The organism is Ruegeria sp. C11 (assembly GCF_056537725.1).
Genome location: NZ_JBQFSB010000004.1, coordinates 1 through 17,461, shown reverse-complemented (window position 1 = coordinate 17,461; position 17,461 = coordinate 1). Strand labels below are relative to the sequence as shown.

14 protein-coding genes, 2 tRNA genes and 1 riboswitch are annotated in these 17,461 nt (G+C 55.2%); of the genes, 6 read left to right on the top strand and 10 right to left on the bottom strand.

The genetic code is table 11. The annotated features are described in order from the left end of the window. Positions 1-46 precede the first annotated feature (46 nt). Complete coding sequence (locus ACR0NA_RS08775; protein ID WP_480728080.1) at positions 47-964, top strand: helix-turn-helix transcriptional regulator; 918 nt, start codon at positions 47-49, stop codon at positions 962-964. An 11-nt stretch (positions 965-975) separates the two neighbouring features. On the opposite strand, the gene ACR0NA_RS08770 is transcribed toward ACR0NA_RS08775, so the two are convergent. Continuing rightward, positions 976-2,190, bottom strand: coding sequence for a winged helix-turn-helix domain-containing protein (locus tag ACR0NA_RS08770; RefSeq protein ID WP_480728078.1), 1,215 nt, complete (start codon positions 2,188-2,190; stop codon positions 976-978). A 4-nt stretch (positions 2,191-2,194) separates the two neighbouring features. Further along, positions 2,195-3,220: a LacI family DNA-binding transcriptional regulator gene (locus tag ACR0NA_RS08765; RefSeq protein ID WP_170653423.1), complete on the bottom strand. Its 1,026-nt coding sequence runs from the start codon at positions 3,218-3,220 to the stop codon at positions 2,195-2,197. 114 nt (positions 3,221-3,334) lie between these two features. Here ACR0NA_RS08765 and ACR0NA_RS08760 point away from each other — a divergent pair. Continuing rightward, positions 3,335-3,408: transfer RNA gene (locus ACR0NA_RS08760), tRNA-Arg, on the top strand. A 786-nt stretch (positions 3,409-4,194) separates the two neighbouring features. Here the strand turns inward: ACR0NA_RS08760 and ACR0NA_RS08755 are convergent. From ACR0NA_RS08755 to ACR0NA_RS08745, 3 genes are all read right to left on the bottom strand, one after another. Continuing rightward, the gene (locus ACR0NA_RS08755; protein WP_480728076.1) at positions 4,195-5,208 is read right to left on the bottom strand and encodes a hypothetical protein; all 1,014 of its coding nucleotides are present in this window, start codon (positions 5,206-5,208) and stop codon (positions 4,195-4,197) included. Positions 5,209-5,328: 120 nt separating this feature from the next. Then, positions 5,329-5,913, bottom strand: a complete 585-nt coding sequence (locus ACR0NA_RS08750) for a ferric reductase-like transmembrane domain-containing protein (RefSeq protein ID WP_480728073.1) — start codon at positions 5,911-5,913, stop codon at positions 5,329-5,331. Beyond that, positions 5,913-6,413, bottom strand: coding sequence for a twin-arginine translocation pathway signal (locus ACR0NA_RS08745; RefSeq protein ID WP_480728071.1), 501 nt, complete (start codon positions 6,411-6,413; stop codon positions 5,913-5,915). The genes ACR0NA_RS08750 and ACR0NA_RS08745 overlap by 1 nt, the downstream gene beginning before the upstream one ends. A 427-nt stretch (positions 6,414-6,840) precedes the next feature. Between ACR0NA_RS08745 and ACR0NA_RS08740 the strand changes: the two genes are divergently transcribed. Beyond that, the gene (locus ACR0NA_RS08740; RefSeq protein ID WP_480728070.1) at positions 6,841-7,461 is read left to right on the top strand and encodes a cysteine hydrolase family protein; all 621 of its coding nucleotides are present in this window, start codon (positions 6,841-6,843) and stop codon (positions 7,459-7,461) included. Between the two features lie 372 nt (positions 7,462-7,833). On the opposite strand, the gene thiC is transcribed toward ACR0NA_RS08740, so the two are convergent. Further along, positions 7,834-9,633, bottom strand: a complete 1,800-nt coding sequence (gene thiC, locus ACR0NA_RS08735; RefSeq protein WP_480728067.1) for a phosphomethylpyrimidine synthase ThiC — start codon at positions 9,631-9,633, stop codon at positions 7,834-7,836. 102 nt (positions 9,634-9,735) lie between these two features. Then, a riboswitch (TPP riboswitch) is annotated at positions 9,736-9,856 on the bottom strand. Positions 9,857-10,340: 484 nt separating this feature from the next. Then, on the bottom strand, positions 10,341-10,976 hold the full coding sequence (locus tag ACR0NA_RS08730) for a hypothetical protein (RefSeq protein ID WP_480728065.1): 636 nt from the start codon (positions 10,974-10,976) through the stop codon (positions 10,341-10,343). A 21-nt stretch (positions 10,977-10,997) separates the two neighbouring features. On the opposite strand from ACR0NA_RS08730, the gene ACR0NA_RS08725 reads away from it, so the two are divergent. Next, entirely contained in the window at positions 10,998-13,262 is a 2,265-nt protein-coding gene (locus tag ACR0NA_RS08725) for a hypothetical protein (protein WP_480728063.1), read from the top strand. Beyond that, positions 13,259-13,765, top strand: coding sequence for a hypothetical protein (locus ACR0NA_RS08720; RefSeq protein WP_480728060.1), 507 nt, complete (start codon positions 13,259-13,261; stop codon positions 13,763-13,765). The genes ACR0NA_RS08725 and ACR0NA_RS08720 overlap by 4 nt, the downstream gene beginning before the upstream one ends. A 662-nt stretch (positions 13,766-14,427) precedes the next feature. Here ACR0NA_RS08720 and ACR0NA_RS08715 read toward each other — a convergent pair. Then, on the bottom strand, positions 14,428-14,901 hold the full coding sequence (locus tag ACR0NA_RS08715) for a cupin domain-containing protein (RefSeq protein ID WP_480728058.1): 474 nt from the start codon (positions 14,899-14,901) through the stop codon (positions 14,428-14,430). An 80-nt stretch (positions 14,902-14,981) separates the two neighbouring features. Between ACR0NA_RS08715 and ACR0NA_RS08710 the strand changes: the two genes are divergently transcribed. Further along, on the top strand, positions 14,982-15,569 hold the full coding sequence (locus ACR0NA_RS08710) for a TetR/AcrR family transcriptional regulator (RefSeq protein ID WP_480728056.1): 588 nt from the start codon (positions 14,982-14,984) through the stop codon (positions 15,567-15,569). A gap of 208 nt (positions 15,570-15,777) precedes the next feature. On the opposite strand, the gene ACR0NA_RS08705 is transcribed toward ACR0NA_RS08710, so the two are convergent. Further along, positions 15,778-16,818: an agmatine deiminase family protein gene (locus tag ACR0NA_RS08705; protein ID WP_480728054.1), complete on the bottom strand. Its 1,041-nt coding sequence runs from the start codon at positions 16,816-16,818 to the stop codon at positions 15,778-15,780. Between the two features lie 553 nt (positions 16,819-17,371). Beyond that, positions 17,372-17,448: transfer RNA gene (locus ACR0NA_RS08700), tRNA-Met, on the bottom strand. Positions 17,449-17,461 lie beyond the last annotated feature (13 nt).

Here is a 17,461-nt window from a genome sequence, read left to right as displayed (position 1 = left end):
CGCCCGTCGTAATTTGTGCATTATTTCACATAAACGGCACGGCGGAATGAGCGAAACCAGAGGATTCAGAGACAACGACACGGCACAGGACGGCTCTGACCCGGCCGAAGCTTCGGTAGACGAACTCATATCCCGCGTGGGCGAGAGAGTGAGGAAAGCCCGTCAGATGCGGGCCATCCCGCGTCGTGTCCTTTCCGAAATCTCCGGTGTGTCTCCCCGGTATCTGGCTCAGCTTGAGGCGGGCGAGGGCAATATTTCAATCGGCCTTTTGCAGCGCGTTGCCAAGGCGCTGGATCACCGCATCGAATGGCTGATCAGCGAGGATGACCCCTGGAGTTCCGACGCGTTGCGTGTTGCCGATCTCTATCGAAACGCCAGTGAAGACGTGAAGAAGATGGTGCTGCATGCACTCAGCCCGGAACCCGAAGAAGTCCTGCGCGCCAACAGAATATGCCTTGTCGGACTGAGAGGGGCGGGAAAGTCCACTCTGGGCGCCCTGCTTGGCGCCCGATACGATCTGCCCTTCGTGGAATTGAACGCACTGATCGAAGAACAGGCCGGGATGCCGGTGGCCGAGGTCATGGCGCTTTATGGTCAAGAGGGGTACCGGAAACTGGAATCCCGCGCCCTAAACCGGGTCATCGAAACCCATGACAAGATGGTCCTTGCCGTGGCAGGCGGTATTGTGGCCGAGCCTGAAACCTACAACACGTTGCTGGGCAGGTTCCACACCATCTGGCTGCGTGCATCGCCGGTTGAACACATGGATCGGGTGCGGGCACAGGGTGATGAACGCCCGATGGCCGGAAATCCCGAGGCGATGGAACAACTGAAATCGATCCTGACAAGCCGCGAAGCACTGTACGGCCGTGCTCAGGCGCAACTGGACACATCAGGCCAAGGCGTGCAATCGTCGCTGGCCGAGTTGAAAAAGCTGGTCGACAGCCGGGGTTTTCTTGATTGATCGTCAAATACCTACTTTGAATCGCGAAGCCATCCATCTGCATAGACAACGTGGTCCATGCCTGAAAACCGGCGAACCCGCTCCAGTTCGGCGTCCAACCGTCGCGATCTTGCGGTTGACCATTTGACCCCTTGTTCCGGCCAAAGGGCCTTGACCTGCAATTCACCGCAGTTTCGATGCGCCTTTATGTCAATCCGGCCAATCAGCCTGTCGCCCTCCAGAAGGGGAAACACATAATACCCGTACACCCGTTTGGGTTCCGGCACGAAAACCTCGATCCGGTAGTGAAAGCCAAACAGTCTAAGCGCCCGGTTTCTGTCGCGCAGCGCAGGATCAAAAGGGCTCAGAACCCGCATGCGCCCAGGGGCTGCAGGCAGTTTCCCCACCTCCGCCAGTGTTTCCGGACGGGCAAAAGCCTTGCGAACACGCCCGTCGCAGCATTCAATCTCAATTTCCTCTATGACCCCGGCTTGCACGGCCCTCAGACACCATTCCTTTGCCTCAGCCGAAGAAACCGTGTCCCAGAAAGCCGCTAATTCGCCCGAAGTTGCAAAACCAAGCCGGTCCAGCGCTGCATTGCATAACCAGTCGACGGTGGCTTCGACATCACAGGGGGACAGACCGGGATGCAGGTGCGTGTCGATCACCCGTTCGGTCAGATCGTATCGTTTTTGAAACCCCTCGCGCCCGACAACCGTCAACGCGCCGGATCGCCAAAGATACTCCAGCGCGGTTTTAGACGGATGCCAGTCCCACCAACCGCCCGAACCCTTCTTTTCATCCTTTCCAACATCGGATGAACCAACCGGACCCTGATCACGAATATGCTGAAGAACCGTTTCGAACTGTTTTTCAAACCCGCCCCGCCGCCAGTTCTTATACCGCGACCTTAGCAATTCCGCATCGCGCTGAAACCGAAGATGCCAATGGGGATAGAACTCCATCGGAATAACAGCCGCATCGTGCGTCCAGTGTTCAAACAGGGCGCGGTCGCGTTCGTAAAGCTGCTTAAGATCCCGGCTGCGATACGTTGGACGTCGCGCAAACAGGATCATGTCATGGGCGCGAGCCACAGTGTTGATGCTGTCAAGCTGAACGAACCCCAGTCGATGGATCAGGGTCAGCAGGTACTCGCCCGTGGCAGGCCCTGCGGGTTGTTCCAACAATGCATGGCGGTCCAGAAAAAGCGCCCGCGCCGCGCGATTGCCCAACCGTTGCTGTGCCACAGTCTCAGCGCCGTTTCAGTGTGTCGCCGAAGCTGATCTTGGGAGTCAGGTTCAGATGAACCTCTGTTTCCGCATCCGGATTTTCCAGCCGCTCGGAAATGATCCCGGCCGCCTTCCGCCCAATCTCCAGCCTGCAGGCGTCCATCGTGGCCAGTTTGCGTGGCAAACCCTGAAGCAGTTCCACATTGTTGAACCCCGCCAATCCGATCTGGCCAGGCACGTCAATACCCTGATCCAACAGATAAAGCAGCCCCCCTGCCCCAATCATATCGTTGGAGTAATACAGAAAATCCAGATCCGGCGATCGCTCCAGCATGGCCTTTGTCATCTCGCGCCCCTTGGCCAGGGCCGATCCACCGGAATAGAATTCGCGGTCTTCGATTTCGACGCCGTTTTTACCCAAAACTTCGGTGAACCCTTCGAACCGCTTCCGTGCCCTGTGGTCCAGCGGCATCTTGGTGCCCATAAAGCCGATATGGCGGTACCCGGCCTTTAGAATCGCCTGCGCCATTTCGCGTCCGGCTCGACGATGTGAAATGCCAACCATGGCATCCACGGGCTTTCCGTCGGTATCCATGATTTCAACAACCGGAATGCCAGCCGAATCCAGCATCGCCCGAGCAGCATCCGTATGTTCCAACCCGGCGATGATGACGCCAGAGGGACGCCAAGACAGCATCTCATACAGAACCTTTTCCTCTTTTTCGGGCAGATAGTCGGTGACACCTACAACCGGTTGCAGTTCCGTGTCTTCCAGAACCTGATTGATACCGGTCAGAACTTCGGGGAAGACCATGTTCGACAGCGAGGGAATGATGACCGCGACAAGGTTCACCCGGTTTGATGCCAATGCACCCGCAATCTTGTTGGGTACATAGCCAAGCTCTTTGGCCGCCGCCAGAACGCGCTTGCGAGTGGCATCGGATACGTCCCCGCGATTGCGCAGAACCCGGCTCACTGTCATCTCTGACACTCCGGACGCTTCCGAGACATCACGAAGGGTGAGCGGGCGTTTTGTATCTGTGGTCACGAGGGTACCTGCATTGCTTGTTTTACCGGATGGTAGCGTGAACAGGGCAATCTTTACAACTGTTGCGCAAAGGCGATGACAAGCCTGAAAAAGGCGGGTACAGAGAGGTTCGCAGGCCCCGTGGCTCAACTGGATAGAGCAGCCCCCTCCTAAGGGGCAGGTTGCAGGTTCGAATCCTGCCGGGGTCGCGAAAACTACACCTACTAATACACACTTAGAGGAACTCAAGCCGTCCCTAAGTTCGCGCGACTTGCTGAACTTCGCAGGAGCAAACAGCCAGGTTCTGAAAACTCTCGTACAAGTCCCGTACAAAGGTGGATTTTCGCTCTCCCTCAGCGAGGAAAGGTGAAATTCTAGCAATTAACCAGCATGGTGACGATTAAATCAAACTCAAAGCTAACTAGGAACAAACGGAATTTTTTATCAACGCCAACGGATTCTTTGAATAAAGGAAACAGCGCCCAAAAATTGGACCACTCATGATGTTCCAGAATTACAGATTTAATCTGACGTCCTCAGAACAGCGGTGAAGTTCGCCAGGAACTGACGGGAGTACTTCCAGCGGGTTTGGCGTACACAAGAAGCCCCGCGTTGTGCGAGGTTAAGTGTTTATAACTGAATGATAAGGTTGGTTGCGGGAGCAGGATTTGGCCTTTGCCGAACTATTTCGCTTTTAAGCGGGAATGCCTAGTCCAAATCTAATTTCGACAGTGCTGCGGATACGGTCGTACAGCTGCCGTTCAAGGACGTCCGCTCTGCGCGGTTAGCGCCCTTTGCAAAGTCTTGCCCTAATTCCAGTTCAATCGCGCAGACCGCCTTCAAAATGCTGCGGCCCCGCCCGTCAAACCCACCATTCGCTGCATACGCAAAATCAGCGGGCGAACGAATTCACTGATCGCGGACAAAGCAGAAGTATGAACTCAGCCGCGAGAAAACCTCCGCACACATCTGGCAAACTGGCTCAATGCCCGTGATCAGAACCTGACCCTAAACGCCAGCCCAACCAATGGCGCAGTTTCATAGCTCTGCCGACTAATTTCCACTCCATTCGCATCATCTAGCGTCAGGCGGCCGTCAAATTCTGCGCCTGCAAATACGCTCAATGAAACCCCAGGATTCGGGTTGTACCCAACAGAAAGAACTACAGGGATACTCTTATCTTCACCCACCCCATCCGGGGCGAGGCCATCCCCATCCAACCTGAAACGGATTCTCTCTGATCGTGCGCTCAACGAAAGGTTGATAACCTCATTTAGCGCGTAGCTCAGCGTCAACCCGGGACCTTGCGTCGCTCCGACACCAGAACCAGTGTTCAAGTTCCAGCGGTCATTTATGTCCCAGTCGATCAGCAGAGCCGGAAAAAAATCAGTACCGCTTTCGTCTAATTGAGAAAACGCGCCAAAGGCCGGGCCTATCGTCAGGCGCTCGTTCAGTTGCCATGCAACACCTGCGAAAATACCGTAGGTTCTGCCGTCAGATGAGGAAGCCCCGCTTTGGTAGTCCCACCTGATCTGTGGCGACACAAAAACCGTTGTTGTATCACCCACACGAAACCGCACAGGAACAGCTACGCGAAGGTCACGGATGTTTTCCCAAGGCTGGTTGTTCGATTGGCTGAAATTGTAATCCAGCTTGCCAAAGCTGGTGGAAAGCCCAACGGAGCTTCCGCCTTCCAGATTATAAAGTGCGGTGGCACGTAGAAACGCTCGACTTGCAGAAAACTTGCCACCGTCACTCAAATCCGCATCCCCTTGAAACGCGGCAAGCCCATCAATCTGATACGCCCAGCCTAGCCGGGGCTGTGCAGCCGACGGAACCACGGTGAACGCTAGGGAAATAGTTCCAAAGCAGCACGTTAGAACAAGGTTTTTCATATGACATTTCCTACGTGACGCTGGGTTCCCTTTGGGTTGCCATTCCTGAACGAGCGGTTCAAGTCCTTTAAAGTCTGAATTGCGGTCGAAATGCGCTTTCGCCGCGTCGTCCATGAACGTCCGTTTGAGCCATGCAGTTCAGGGAATTGCGCAGCTACCTAAATGTTGCTTGCACCGGCTTTCCTGAATGTGGGCGACGAACGGTCCGCTACGCACGATCTGTTGTCGCCTCAGTTAGCGGAGCATTCGCCATACGCGGCGGCGACACAAGGCCCATGCTCCTGCCCCCAAAACGATCACGCAGAGCGCCCCTTTCGTCACGTCCTCCATCGCACCTTGAATTAGCCAGGCGTGTACGACTGTGCCTGTCACGATCACGACCGCCGCCACGCTATGGCCGAGGCGCCAGATGCGCAGTCCCAGTTGCTTTCTCACGGCAGCAAGGATGGCGGTTGCGAAGAGGGCCCACATTGCCACCGCACCCCAGACGGAAAACGGAGTCGGAGAGCGGAACAGCAAGACATCCACCACGTCCGGCGGGCTCGTGACCCAAAGACCCGCCACGTGGACAACCACCGCGAAAACCAGTGCCGTTCCGGTCCAGATATGGATGCGCCGCGCCGGAATCCCCGGAAGCACGCCGGTGATTAGAAGAGGCTGAACAAGCAAAAGCGCCAATCCGACGATCCCAGAAAATCCGGCAATGACATAGAGCGGCTCGCGCCATTGCAGAAGCGGGCTTTGCGCTGCGGCGATCAAGGGCACCGCAATTGCCAAGGCTAGAGCCCCCCATGCGACCACGCCGCGCATTAAGCTCATCAGACAGGACGCAGAACGAACTCAACATGCAGGCTCGTGTCCGATGCCCTCTCCATCACTGGTCGCAAAAAAACCGTCTCGAAGCCGCCATCATCGTATTCTGCATCGTAAGCCAGATGCGCATGTGGCTGACCGAAGGCGGGTACAATCTGTGGCATCTCGATGCGGAATACGCCGTCGGCGTTGGTAAGCGTCGCGCCATGAGACCGCGCGTCCCGTTCGTGGCCTTCGGTCGTATGGGCCCACACCTGAATGCGCCGGCCGGCAAGGGGCGCACCGTCGCCCGCGCGTCGCACGGTTCCAGTGGTCCAAAAGCCGCCACCGCCGATCCTTTCCATGATCGGGGCGCCAGGGCGGTAATTATTGGCTCCTCCCCGCATTGTCGGAGTGGCCGCAACAGTTTGCGCGCGTGCCGGCAAGGTAAGGCCGGCGGCCCCAATGAGAAGCGCGGCCCCCGCGGTTGAAACGACAGCTCTCCGGGTCAGGTTTGGGGTTGTCATGTCGATCTCTCCCAACTGCAGTATCCAATACGTACTTCTGCAATCTGCTATATGTATACAGGTGGAAGGAGCCATTCAAGCACAGCACCCGTCGCTCTGGGCTCTGACCGCCAGTCCAAGCGCACCGCAGTGAATGGCTGCAGTGGAGCCCTGAGCAGATCTTCATCGGTGGCCTGAGTATTGCCGTGCGGCAAGTTGCAAACGGCGCAAACCGGACATTAGTACCACCAACCGCTTAAGATTTGTGAGTGGATAAAGCCGATAATGCCGGTCTGGGTGTGAACGTCTGCTATTCATCCCAATGCAAATATACCCATACCCTTGACCAAGCGCCCTAGCCCATTTAGGCAAAATTGATCTGCCCGCCGGGACGACCCGGTCAGGAACGGCGCTTAGTCAGGACGACCAGATAAAACTGAGGTCGAAGATGACAACCAAACACAAAAATGCAAAGAAACTGATCGAGGGTCGACCCGCCCTGATCTTGATCGACATTCAGAAGAGCACGTTCATTGATAACAGCGCAGTCCGCTCAATCGACAATATGCCGGGTTATAAGGAACGGATGCTCGCTGCGCGCGATTTGGTTGATGCCGCACATCAAAACAATGTGCCCGTCATTTTCATTCAGGAAGTTCATCGTTCCGACCAGATCGACTTCGGCCGGGAGCTGGATGGCGATGAGGACATACACTGTCTCGAAGGTGATCCGCGGACAGAGGTTGCCAAAGAAGAGATGGGATATCGCACTGGTGACTATTTGGTTCCGAAGCGGCGATATTCTGCGTTTTTTGGAACCGATTTCGAAATTCTGCTGCGCGGCCTAAAGGTAGATACTCTGATACTATGCGGGGGCCTGACCGATGTTTGTGTGCACTACACGTTCGTTGATGGCCATCAATCAGACTACTTCTGCCGCGTTGTGGAGGATTGCGTCGGCGGGTCATCCCTCCAAGCCCATGAAGCTGCGCTCAGAGCAATGGAATATTTGCAAACGGGCGCTGTTCAAAACCGCGAAACGGTGATCAACGCGATCTCTTTGCTCTGATACGCAAACGGCTCCTTTATGTCTGTTTCGCATTGCCTAAAGCCCAAACCAACAATTCGAAATGTGTCGAATGCTGGCAGGATTGGGCTCGAAGCAGACATCCACCGAAGCGGTGCGAGCGGCTGAAGTGCGGACCTTGCTGACATTCGCCGCGCCTGCAATCTGTGGGGCAAGGCAAGGGATACGGCCACATAACCGTCATTCGCTGCAGGTGCAATTAAGGCACATCTGAAAGGCTGCTTTACCGCATTTGTGAACTTGCCACGCTCTCAAAGGCCTGCCTAGCAGTCAATGGCTTTAAAGCGGCTGGCAGTAAGCGTGCAAGTTGCATTGCCGTCGCGAGGTCGGCAATGCAAGCACCTTCAATCGTGATCATTCATCAGGCTCAGTCACGGGTATATACAGATCGCCGCCATCACGAAACTTCTCGGTCATGGCCTTCATTCCCTCTTTCTGCGCTTCGCTGCGAATGTCGTGGCTGATCCGCATCGAGCAGAATTTCGGACCGCACATAGAACAAAAATGCGCCACTTTATGCGCCTGCTTGGGCAAGGTCTGGTCGTGGAAATCCCGCGCCGTCTCGGGATCAAGCGAGAGATTGAACTGATCTTCCCAACGAAATTCGAACCGTGCGCGAGACAGCGCATCGTCACGCCGCTGCGCCCCGGGCAGACCTTTGGCCAGATCCGCTGCATGGGCGGCAATCTTGTAGGTGATCACACCGGTTTTCACGTCATTGCGATCGGGAAGACCCAGATGTTCCTTGGGCGTGACATAGCACAGCATCGCACAACCGAACCATCCGATCATCGCCGCCCCAATGCCGCTGGTGATATGGTCATAGCCCGGTGCAATATCCGTGGTCAGCGGTCCAAGTGTGTAGAATGGCGCCTCGTGGCAGCATTCCAACTGCTTGTCCATGTTCTCTTTGATCTTGTGCATGGCCACATGACCCGGCCCCTCGATCATCACCTGGCAATCCTTTTCCCAGGCGATTTTGGTCAGCTCGCCTAGTGTCTCAAGCTCGGCAAACTGTGCCTTGTCATTTGCGTCGGCAATCGAGCCAGGGCGCAGGCCGTCACCAAGGCTGAACGCCACGTCATAGCGGCGGCAAATCTCGCAGATTTCAGCGAAGTGCTCATACAGGAAACTTTCCTTGTGGTGGTACAGACACCACTTGGCCATAATCGAGCCGCCACGCGACACAATGCCAGTCACCCGGTTCACCGTCATAGGCACCATATGCAAGCGCACACCGGCGTGGATGGTGAAGTAGTCGACACCCTGTTCGGCCTGTTCGATCAGCGTATCGCGGAACACCTCCCAGGTCAGGTCTTCGGCGACGCCGTTCACCTTTTCCAACGCCTGATACATCGGCACTGTGCCAATCGGCACCGGGCTGTTGCGGATGATCCATTCGCGTGTGTTGTGGATGTTGCGCCCAGTAGAGAGGTCCATCACCGTATCCGCGCCCCACCGGATCGCCCAGACCATCTTGTCCACTTCTTCCTCCATCGAAGAGGTCACGGCAGAGGTGCCCATATTGGCATTGACCTTGACTAGGAAATTGCGCCCGATAATCATCGGCTCGCTTTCCGGGTGGTTGATGTTGTTGGGGATGATCGCACGCCCGGCTGCGATCTCGGCGCGTACGAATTCCGGCGTCACATAATCGGGGATGCGAGCCCCAAAATCATTACCGTCCCGAAGACAGGGTGATGTCTCGCGAAGCTGGTTTTCGCGGATCGCTACAAACTCCATTTCTGGCGTGATAATGCCCGCTCGAGCATAGGCCAGTTGGGTCGGCGCTGCGCCGTCCTTGCCACGCAGAGGGCGTGGTTTGACCGGAAATTCCGGCGTCAGTTTGTCACCCTGAACAAATCCGTTGTCGGCGTCGGTGATCTCGCGCCCGTCATATTCCTCGACATCGCCACGCGCCTTGATCCATTCGACACGCAGCGCCGACAAACCTTGTTTGATATCGGTCAGGGTGTCAGGATCCGTATAGGGGCCGGAACTGTCATAGACCGGCAGAGGCGCCTCTCCTGCTGTCGGGTGGGTTGAAATCTCGCGCATGGGCACGCGGATATCGCGATGCAGCTCACCTGCTACATAGATTTTGCGCGACGCGGGCAATTCACCGGTGGTGATTTTCGGATTTGGGACATTCATTTTGGCGCTCCTCAAGCTCAAGCCGAAAAAGAACCAGATGAATTTGGTGAGGAGGCAAGGGCTCAACACGAGCCCCTTGATCAGATCGCAGGGGCCAGATTTGGCAATACGACCTTAGCTTCCTACGCCAGTATCAACTGGGTCAGGTTCAAAGGGTCGCGTCACCGGGTTTTCACCCACTCAGCCTCTCAGTCCCCTTGGCGGGACTCCCCTGCATAGGTTTTCAATAGGAACGAACAGCGTGCTTGTAAAGTTTCAAAAGTAGTCATTGGCGTAACCGCAGCGAATTCACAAAATTCTGCTTTACTGTCATCTGAGACCCGGTTTTGAACGTCCGGAATGTGCGGTTCGCGAATTGCTGCAGCTGCTCGATTTGCAGCGATGCAAGGCCAAAGAGATAGCCGCCATTCGTCCTTGGCGCAGCGAGGACTTGGACAGCAATTTACAGGTCGCGGAAGGGGCGGTCGTTCGAATACCTTGCGCGTTTCCAATTCTCTGAAGAGATCTTTATCGAGATTTTCTGGCCGCTCCCTGAAGCAACTTGATCAATCCAAGGAAGGCTGTAACGATACGCACCAAGTAGCGCAAACCAAGAAGCGACACACATGGCAATCCAAGGCTATAGGGAGTTGTTCATTAAGGAAATCGACCGATCCTTAGCCTTGATACCAATTTCGGCGGAAGACACGGTCGCGATTGAAGCCGCCTTAAATGACGATCGGCCGGCGTACGCGACTCTTTTTGAAAAGTACTTTATCGAAGCCATTCAATCTTCGACGCCGCCCACAGCTGGGTACTGGGCCATTTTTCTGCGTTTGTTCATTGGAAAAATTGATCATTTTCCCTCCGATGCTGCACGGGCCGTCTCGGGTTACCGGATAGCCGCGCAGGAGAGTGCCTGTCGCTTCACGCCGCTGCTTGACAGCGCCGTGTTGGTCGCCGTTCGCCTGTCGCAAACGGAGATCAATTTTTCGGACAGACCCGAAGAACTGGCGCTTGGAAACGCCTGCTTTCATCATGCCAAAGTCCTGTTGGATCTCGGCGAGGCTGACCTTGCCTACAACCTCGCGTCTATGGCCATAGATATCTTGCGAAACGCACCGGATTTCGGAGAGCCGGTCGGCAGATTTGCGCTCGCCTTGGCGGAAAAGGCGCAACGCAAGCACCAGATTGCCACCTGCGCGTTTTTCCTTGCGCATGCCGTGAGAAATGCTGCGGTCAAAGACCCAAGCCGGAGAGCCGAAGCCTTTGCACTGAGCGAAATCGCCGTCAGTCGTCTTGAAGGCGTGGAAGAGCCCTTTCTGAGAAATTGCCTCGATCAATTGTGGCGCTTGTTCGTCCATTTTTCCGACCTTCGGCCGCTCTTGCTCACGCTGCTTAGGTTCTATTCGGAAGAGGAACGGGTAGGGTTGATGCCGCCGAATGCGGATGTCACGGAAATCTACGCGCTGTCGCGATTTGAGGACGAAGCGACCCAAACATGGAAAGACAGGCTGCCTGTCGAATTGAATTTCCTCTCGCTCGTGGATGATCGCTGGTTCGATCTGACGGCTGACGAGCTGAAGACATCGGTCTCGACGGATTGGATCACCCGCACAATACAGCACCCGGCGATCCTCCGGTGTGTTCCGCACAATCGATCGTTCTTGCGCGACCGCTCCTTTGGCAAGCAACTATTGCAGCTTTCGCATGAAGTGACCCATGCGATCACCTTGAACGGTGGTTTAGGGTGGGCGCTGACAGCCTTGCGCACCGCGTTGTACCGCGCCGAAATGGTGCTTTGGGGCTTGGATGGCGTAGACATCACACAAGGCGATTTCATGGGGGCGTTTGTTACGCAAAAGGGGTTGGCGCCCCGGCGCGGGACTAGCACTCTGGCACTGCGGCAGGCGGAAATCTGCCTCGAATTGGCGGCAAAAGCGCAGATCCTGCAGGATGTCTGGACGCCGTGGCTTGAAGGTATTGCGGTTTATGCCGAAACGGCGGCTGACCCGCAGCGCGACCGGCACACCGATACTATTCTGACACGATGCCTGCGAAATCTGGTGGATTTCAATCCCGGCGAGACATACACCTCGGAATCCCTGGCCCAAGCCCATAGCGCTTTTGTCGAGGACTTTGACGCGGCCACTGCCGATACACTGCAGCAAGAGGCCAAGTCCCACCTCGAAGCGGTGTTGCGGACAGAGAATGCAGTCTACTTTGCCGGCTACATTGCCGTGCGATCCGTCGTAAGCGCCTGGCGCCAAACGCATTCCGCCGAGATATCCGGATCTATGGCGTTCAATCTGCTGCAGCACACTGCGCGATTTGGGACATATGAAGATGCCATTCCAGATTTGTCCTTGCCGACCGAAGAGTTTCACGTTGCGGCGCAACACATGATGAAACGCTGGGTCTGTGGTCTCGCCGACCTGCCGCCTGAGGACCTCGCATATTTCTTCAAGCCACCCGATCCCGACAAGCGTGAGCCAACGACCCGGTACCGGAAAGGGCGGATCCAACCCAGCGATACAACGCCGGCCCGTGATATGGAGTTGTTTCTTGAACTGGGACGACGGCAGCGGCGAGAAGCTCAGATGTCACTTATGACTGAGCGCCGCGAGCAGGTCGGAGACCCGCCCGATGTCCAGCATGTTGTGGCGGTCGCCACAGAAGGTGTCAAAACACTGCACGCCTTGCATTCTGATCCCGAAAGCGATGTGATCGATGACTTTGCTGTCATGTCCCGCGGATTTCTTTTGCCTATTGGCCAAACGGATGCGCTCTTTCACATCAACGTCGATCCTTGCACCGGCGATATCATGCTCGGGCTTAGCTTGCGCACAACCGAGGTTCACGTGGAAACCGGCCGGTCGAGTTACAATTCCTTCGCCCGGTTAATCTCCGCCAAGGACCTCGACGAGATCAGACGCCATTGGGATGAAACCGGCGTGCCGCGGCTGAAAGTGCGGCGCATCGTGGACATCAATGGCATGGTCTACGGCAGTCCCGAAGTAGCCGGCATGCACTTTCTCACGCTGGAATATGGGGATTGGTTTTTTGTCACGGGCGCCAATCAGTTCCTCGACCAGCTGTTGCAATCCAGCCTGGCAAAGCATCCGGTTCGGAAAGATTGGGTGCGAGAACGGGTTTTGAACCATCCTGCCCGGCAGTCAGAAATCGAAGTTGTCGCACGCGGACATGAAGGCGCCCGTCGTACCCTGGCTTGGGTGCAAAACCAGGACGAGTGGGCTTTGGGCGATCAACCGGTAGCCGTGCCACTCATAACATGGACAGACCGTGTGGCAGCAAAGGCCACCGGCTTGCTGGATGACGACGCGCAAAAGACTGCGCGGTTGAACCGGCAGCGAGACTGCGCCGCAGACTTGTTGCACGCGTTGCTCTGCGATGAAAACCGGTCCCGCGCCGTCGCAAGGGGCGGCTTTGACGATATGACCAGCGATGTCACTTATCAACGCGAAGAGGTGATCGAAGCGTTTTTCCGGACAGGCATCGCACCAGTTGCTTCGACATGGCTTGAGACTTCGAAAATGCGTATTGTGACAGGAGTGACTGGCCTATTTCAAGAACGTGAGGGCCTATGGGACATCATCCCGGCGACGCCCAGATTTGAGGACAAAACATGATACCGTTGACGCTGACAGAAGACTTGCACGACGAGGCACTATCGCGTGCCACCCACTTTGGTGATAGCATGAAATACTCTGTCGGTGTCCTCAACACGGTTGTGGACACCGATGAAGACACCTGGATCCGTCGGATCTGGGACTTCGCCGAAGGCGCTATACGGTCCGCGGTTCAATCAGGTATGGACGCCGCCGGTCCGATTATCGAGCGGACCCAGGAAAAGATTTCGGAAATGACCTCAGCGCTTGGCGAACGGGCGAAGGTCGTCGTGAACGCGGTCATGGAAAAGATCAGCACCTATATCAAATCCCTGATTGACCTTGCCGTGGCGCGACTGGACCTCGAAATCAAAATCGGCGCACGCCAATACCTCATGAAGAAAATCGCGATTCAACAAAAGTTTTCGGTATCCGGCACGGTGACGTCGGCTCTCGAAGAAGCCTGCGCTTTTGCGGCAAACGGTGAAGTGACCGTCGATGGAGAATACGAACTGCAAGTATAAATACACGCAATCCTAGGCGTTCGACACGAGCGGTTTTCAAAAAGTATTGGCCAAAAGCGTTCAGAAGTGCGCTTGGGCGCATCGAAGAACAAGGTGGCGGAAATGAGTAGACGCTTGAAGGAGAACTGCCACTATATTCCGTTTTCGGATTTCGGGACCTCAGCGACACTCTTAACCGAAGCAAAGAAACGCCTAAAGCCAAACTTAGAAACTATCGGCGTTAAGTCACCGGTTTGCGCCGTTTGCAAACTACAGCGCACACTCGAAGGAACTGTTGCAGTTCTTGCGTAATTGCCCATATGCTCGTCCGTTGACTTCGGCAATTTTGGACCGCAGTAAATGAACGCTCTGTCCGAGTCTTGCTTCTCCAGCAGGCGCGCAGCGAATGCCTGATCTGATATCCTGCTCCACACGCGCTTCCGAATGACCGGAAGCGGAAAACTGATGCGCCGGCGCAAGAGCCACGCTGCACCCGCGAAGGGTTGCTGCTTCAGCGACTTTCGAAAACCTAATGAACGGAAAGTCCCGCCATGCGGCCAATGGCGAATAGTCATTTTAAGGTCTGCTTCGGGCCGGCAGCTAGAATTGCCGGGTGGAGCGTACGACAGAGTCTTGTTTCCAAAGCCTCCACTTCGCAGGGCGGAGTTGTGTAAGCGCGTTCGTTAGCTGGGAATGTCCGCAGGCACCAGGATCGTCATTCCCACTCGGTCTGCTACGGCCATGATCGCCGGAATGTCTGGCGGTCCATCTGGCGCCGGAATGTCTGTCGTACCGTCAGGCATTGCTTCGCCAGCTTCGGTAAAGAAAGTGTCATGCATCTCGCCGGGGGCGTTTATGCAGAGTAACCGGCCAGGCTGTTCCCCGGTACAAGTAAAAGCGTGCACTGCGCCGTCCGGGACTTTGACGAAGTCACCACCTTTGACGTTGACTGTCTCCCCATTCAAAAAGAACTCGAATTCACCATCGAGTACATAAAAACTCTCGTCTTCGCCGGCATGATGATTAGGCGGCGCACCGGCACCCGGTGCCGTCTTTATCTCAACAATTGTGCAACGATCTCCGGTCTCACTTGGAAAGGCGTGAAAGGTCAGAAGGTTCCCAAGAAGATGGTAAACTCGCGGGCGAGGTTCAGTCATTGCTGCGACTCCCTTTACTTGAAACATACTACTCTTATGATACATATATCTACTTATGAGACAAGTGTATCACAAAAGGCTTGAAATTGGCGCCTCGTACAAATCAAATCAACCGAACGCGAGAAGCACTTCTTTCCGCTGCACGTGAACTGATGTCAGAAGGCAAGGAAGTCACGCTGGCAAAAGTCGCTGAACGCGCCAAAACCAGCCGCGCGACGGTCTATCGTTACTTTTCTGACCCAAGTGTCTTGGCTTTGGATGCGACGCTCGATCTTGAAGTTACTCCAACGTCGGAACTTCTTAGAGGGCTGAAAAACGTCAGAAGCCGTGTACATGTCGTCGCGCGCTACTATCTGGATTTTTCTCGGGTTCATGAGGCGCACTTCCGGCAGTTTCTGGCTGAATCACTCAAGGCATCACTTGAGGATGGAACGGTTAAAATGCGTGGTGCCAGAAGAGTGGCGGCTTTTTCGGAAGCACTTACACCAGTTCACTCATTGATGGAGCCGAAAGAAATTGACGACCTGGCGAAGCGATTGTCCATGACGACGGGCATGGAACAACTTATTATTCTTGAAGATATTTTGCGTGTGGATGAAGCAACTGGCTACCAACTTCAGGAAGGGTTGGTCGATGCCCTGTTGGATCGATACTTGCCAAAATTTTGAGGCAGAATTCTGATGCCGATTTCATCCTCAAGCTACTTGCAACCAAGCTCCAGTCAAAGGTCTGGTTTGGGCTGAGAGCGGCCAATGCGCTGGCTGGGTCAAAGATAGCTGGGTCCACAAATCGGACCTTCGCGGTTTGTTGACGAACGACCGCTACTGTTGAAAGCAGCCATCGCTATCGAGTCAAGTTGAACGCGTCGAAAACTCATCAAGAGCCCGAGGCCGGCTCTTGTTGGGTGACGCAATGAATGCCGCCTCCGTTCTCATAAATTCGGTCAACGTCAAGCATGACGACTGTTCTGTCGGGGAACAGCGCTGACAAGGTTTCTTCGGCACGGTGATCTGCCTTGTCATCTCCAAAATGCGGAGAATATACCGCCTTGTTGCCTACATAAAAGTTTGCGTAACTTGTAAAAAAACGGGGATCTTTAGAACGAGATTTGTTTGCCCACGGAAGCTCAATGACTTCGAATTTGCGGCCCTGGGCATCCCGTGCTTTTCTAAGGCGCTCGCGGGCATCGCGGTAGTCTTCATTCCAAACGTCATTGCCTTCCCATTCAACTGCTAACTCATCCATCCCACTCATGAGTACGAGCGCTGGACGGATGTAGCGAACGTACCCATCGATATGACCGTCTGTTTCCTCTTCGCCTGAAACGCCCTTCAGCCAAATGACATGTTCAACGCCCAGAACGCGACGGAGTTCGCTTTCTATTTCATCGCGCGACAGATGCGGGTTCCGATTTTCATTGACCCAGCAGCTTTCGGTGAGCAGAAGCGTCCCCTCGCCATCATACTCGATGCCACCACCTTCGCCTACGATCGATGCTTTGATTTCATGCACGCCCGCATAGTCGAGAATTCGTTCTGAGACCTGAGCGTCATTCGGTTGGTGCCAATTCTCTCCCCAAGAATTGAAATTTAGTGTGATCCCGGCCAGTTCGCCGTACTCACCGGAAACAAAAACAGGTCCGGTGTCACGCGCCCACATGTCGTCGGTCGGAATTGAAACAAGGTCCACTTTTTCGCCGCAAACAGCGCGGGCAATTCCGTGTTGGTCTTCGGGAGCGCACATTGATACCGGTTCATGCTCAGCAATCGCTTTTGCCAATCGCCCAATCGTTGCCATGACATCTTGATGATATTTTTCCGGGCGATCACCATACTGGTATATTTCAGCCCGCGTCGGCCAACACATCCAAGTCCGAGCATGCGGAGCTTCTTCCGCAGGTGCCGAGTACTTCGTCATTTGCATTCCTCAAATTGCCGGAGGTTGGTGGCCGTACCAGGTCTCCGCGACCATTAGAACAGTCAGGAACAATATAGTGAAATCTGTGCCAAATGAAAAAGACACACTCGGGAAGGTTTGAGTTGTCCAAAGAAACTAGGTTCATCTCAAGGACCAGCACATCATTGAAGCTAACGGCGGCTACGTCCGCTCACCAGCCATCAGAACTTGGTTTTGAACGTCCGGAATGAGCGATTCACGACTTGCTGCGCTGACAAAAGACCGAAGCATGGTCGAAGTCGGCTATTGGGCCCTCCAATCCTCCCACCAAACCCAGACATCAGCACCTCGCTGACACCTGACATTTGCTATTGGTTTGAATGGCCGATGTCCCCGATCACCGTGGCAAGTTATCCGCACACGAGCTTTGGAGACTATCCGGGGCTTGATCGAACGTGTCACGATCCAACATGAACGGGTTGGCGTGCAGATCGAACTGGAGGGTGCCCTGCAGCAATGATTGGGCTGGCCCAGAACGACAAAAGCCGCCTTGCGGCGGCTGGTTCGCTATAGTTGGTTGCGGGAGCAGGATTTGAACCTGCGACCTTCAGGTTATGAGCCTGACGAGCTACCGGGCTGCTCCATCCCGCGACACTTTTTAAGA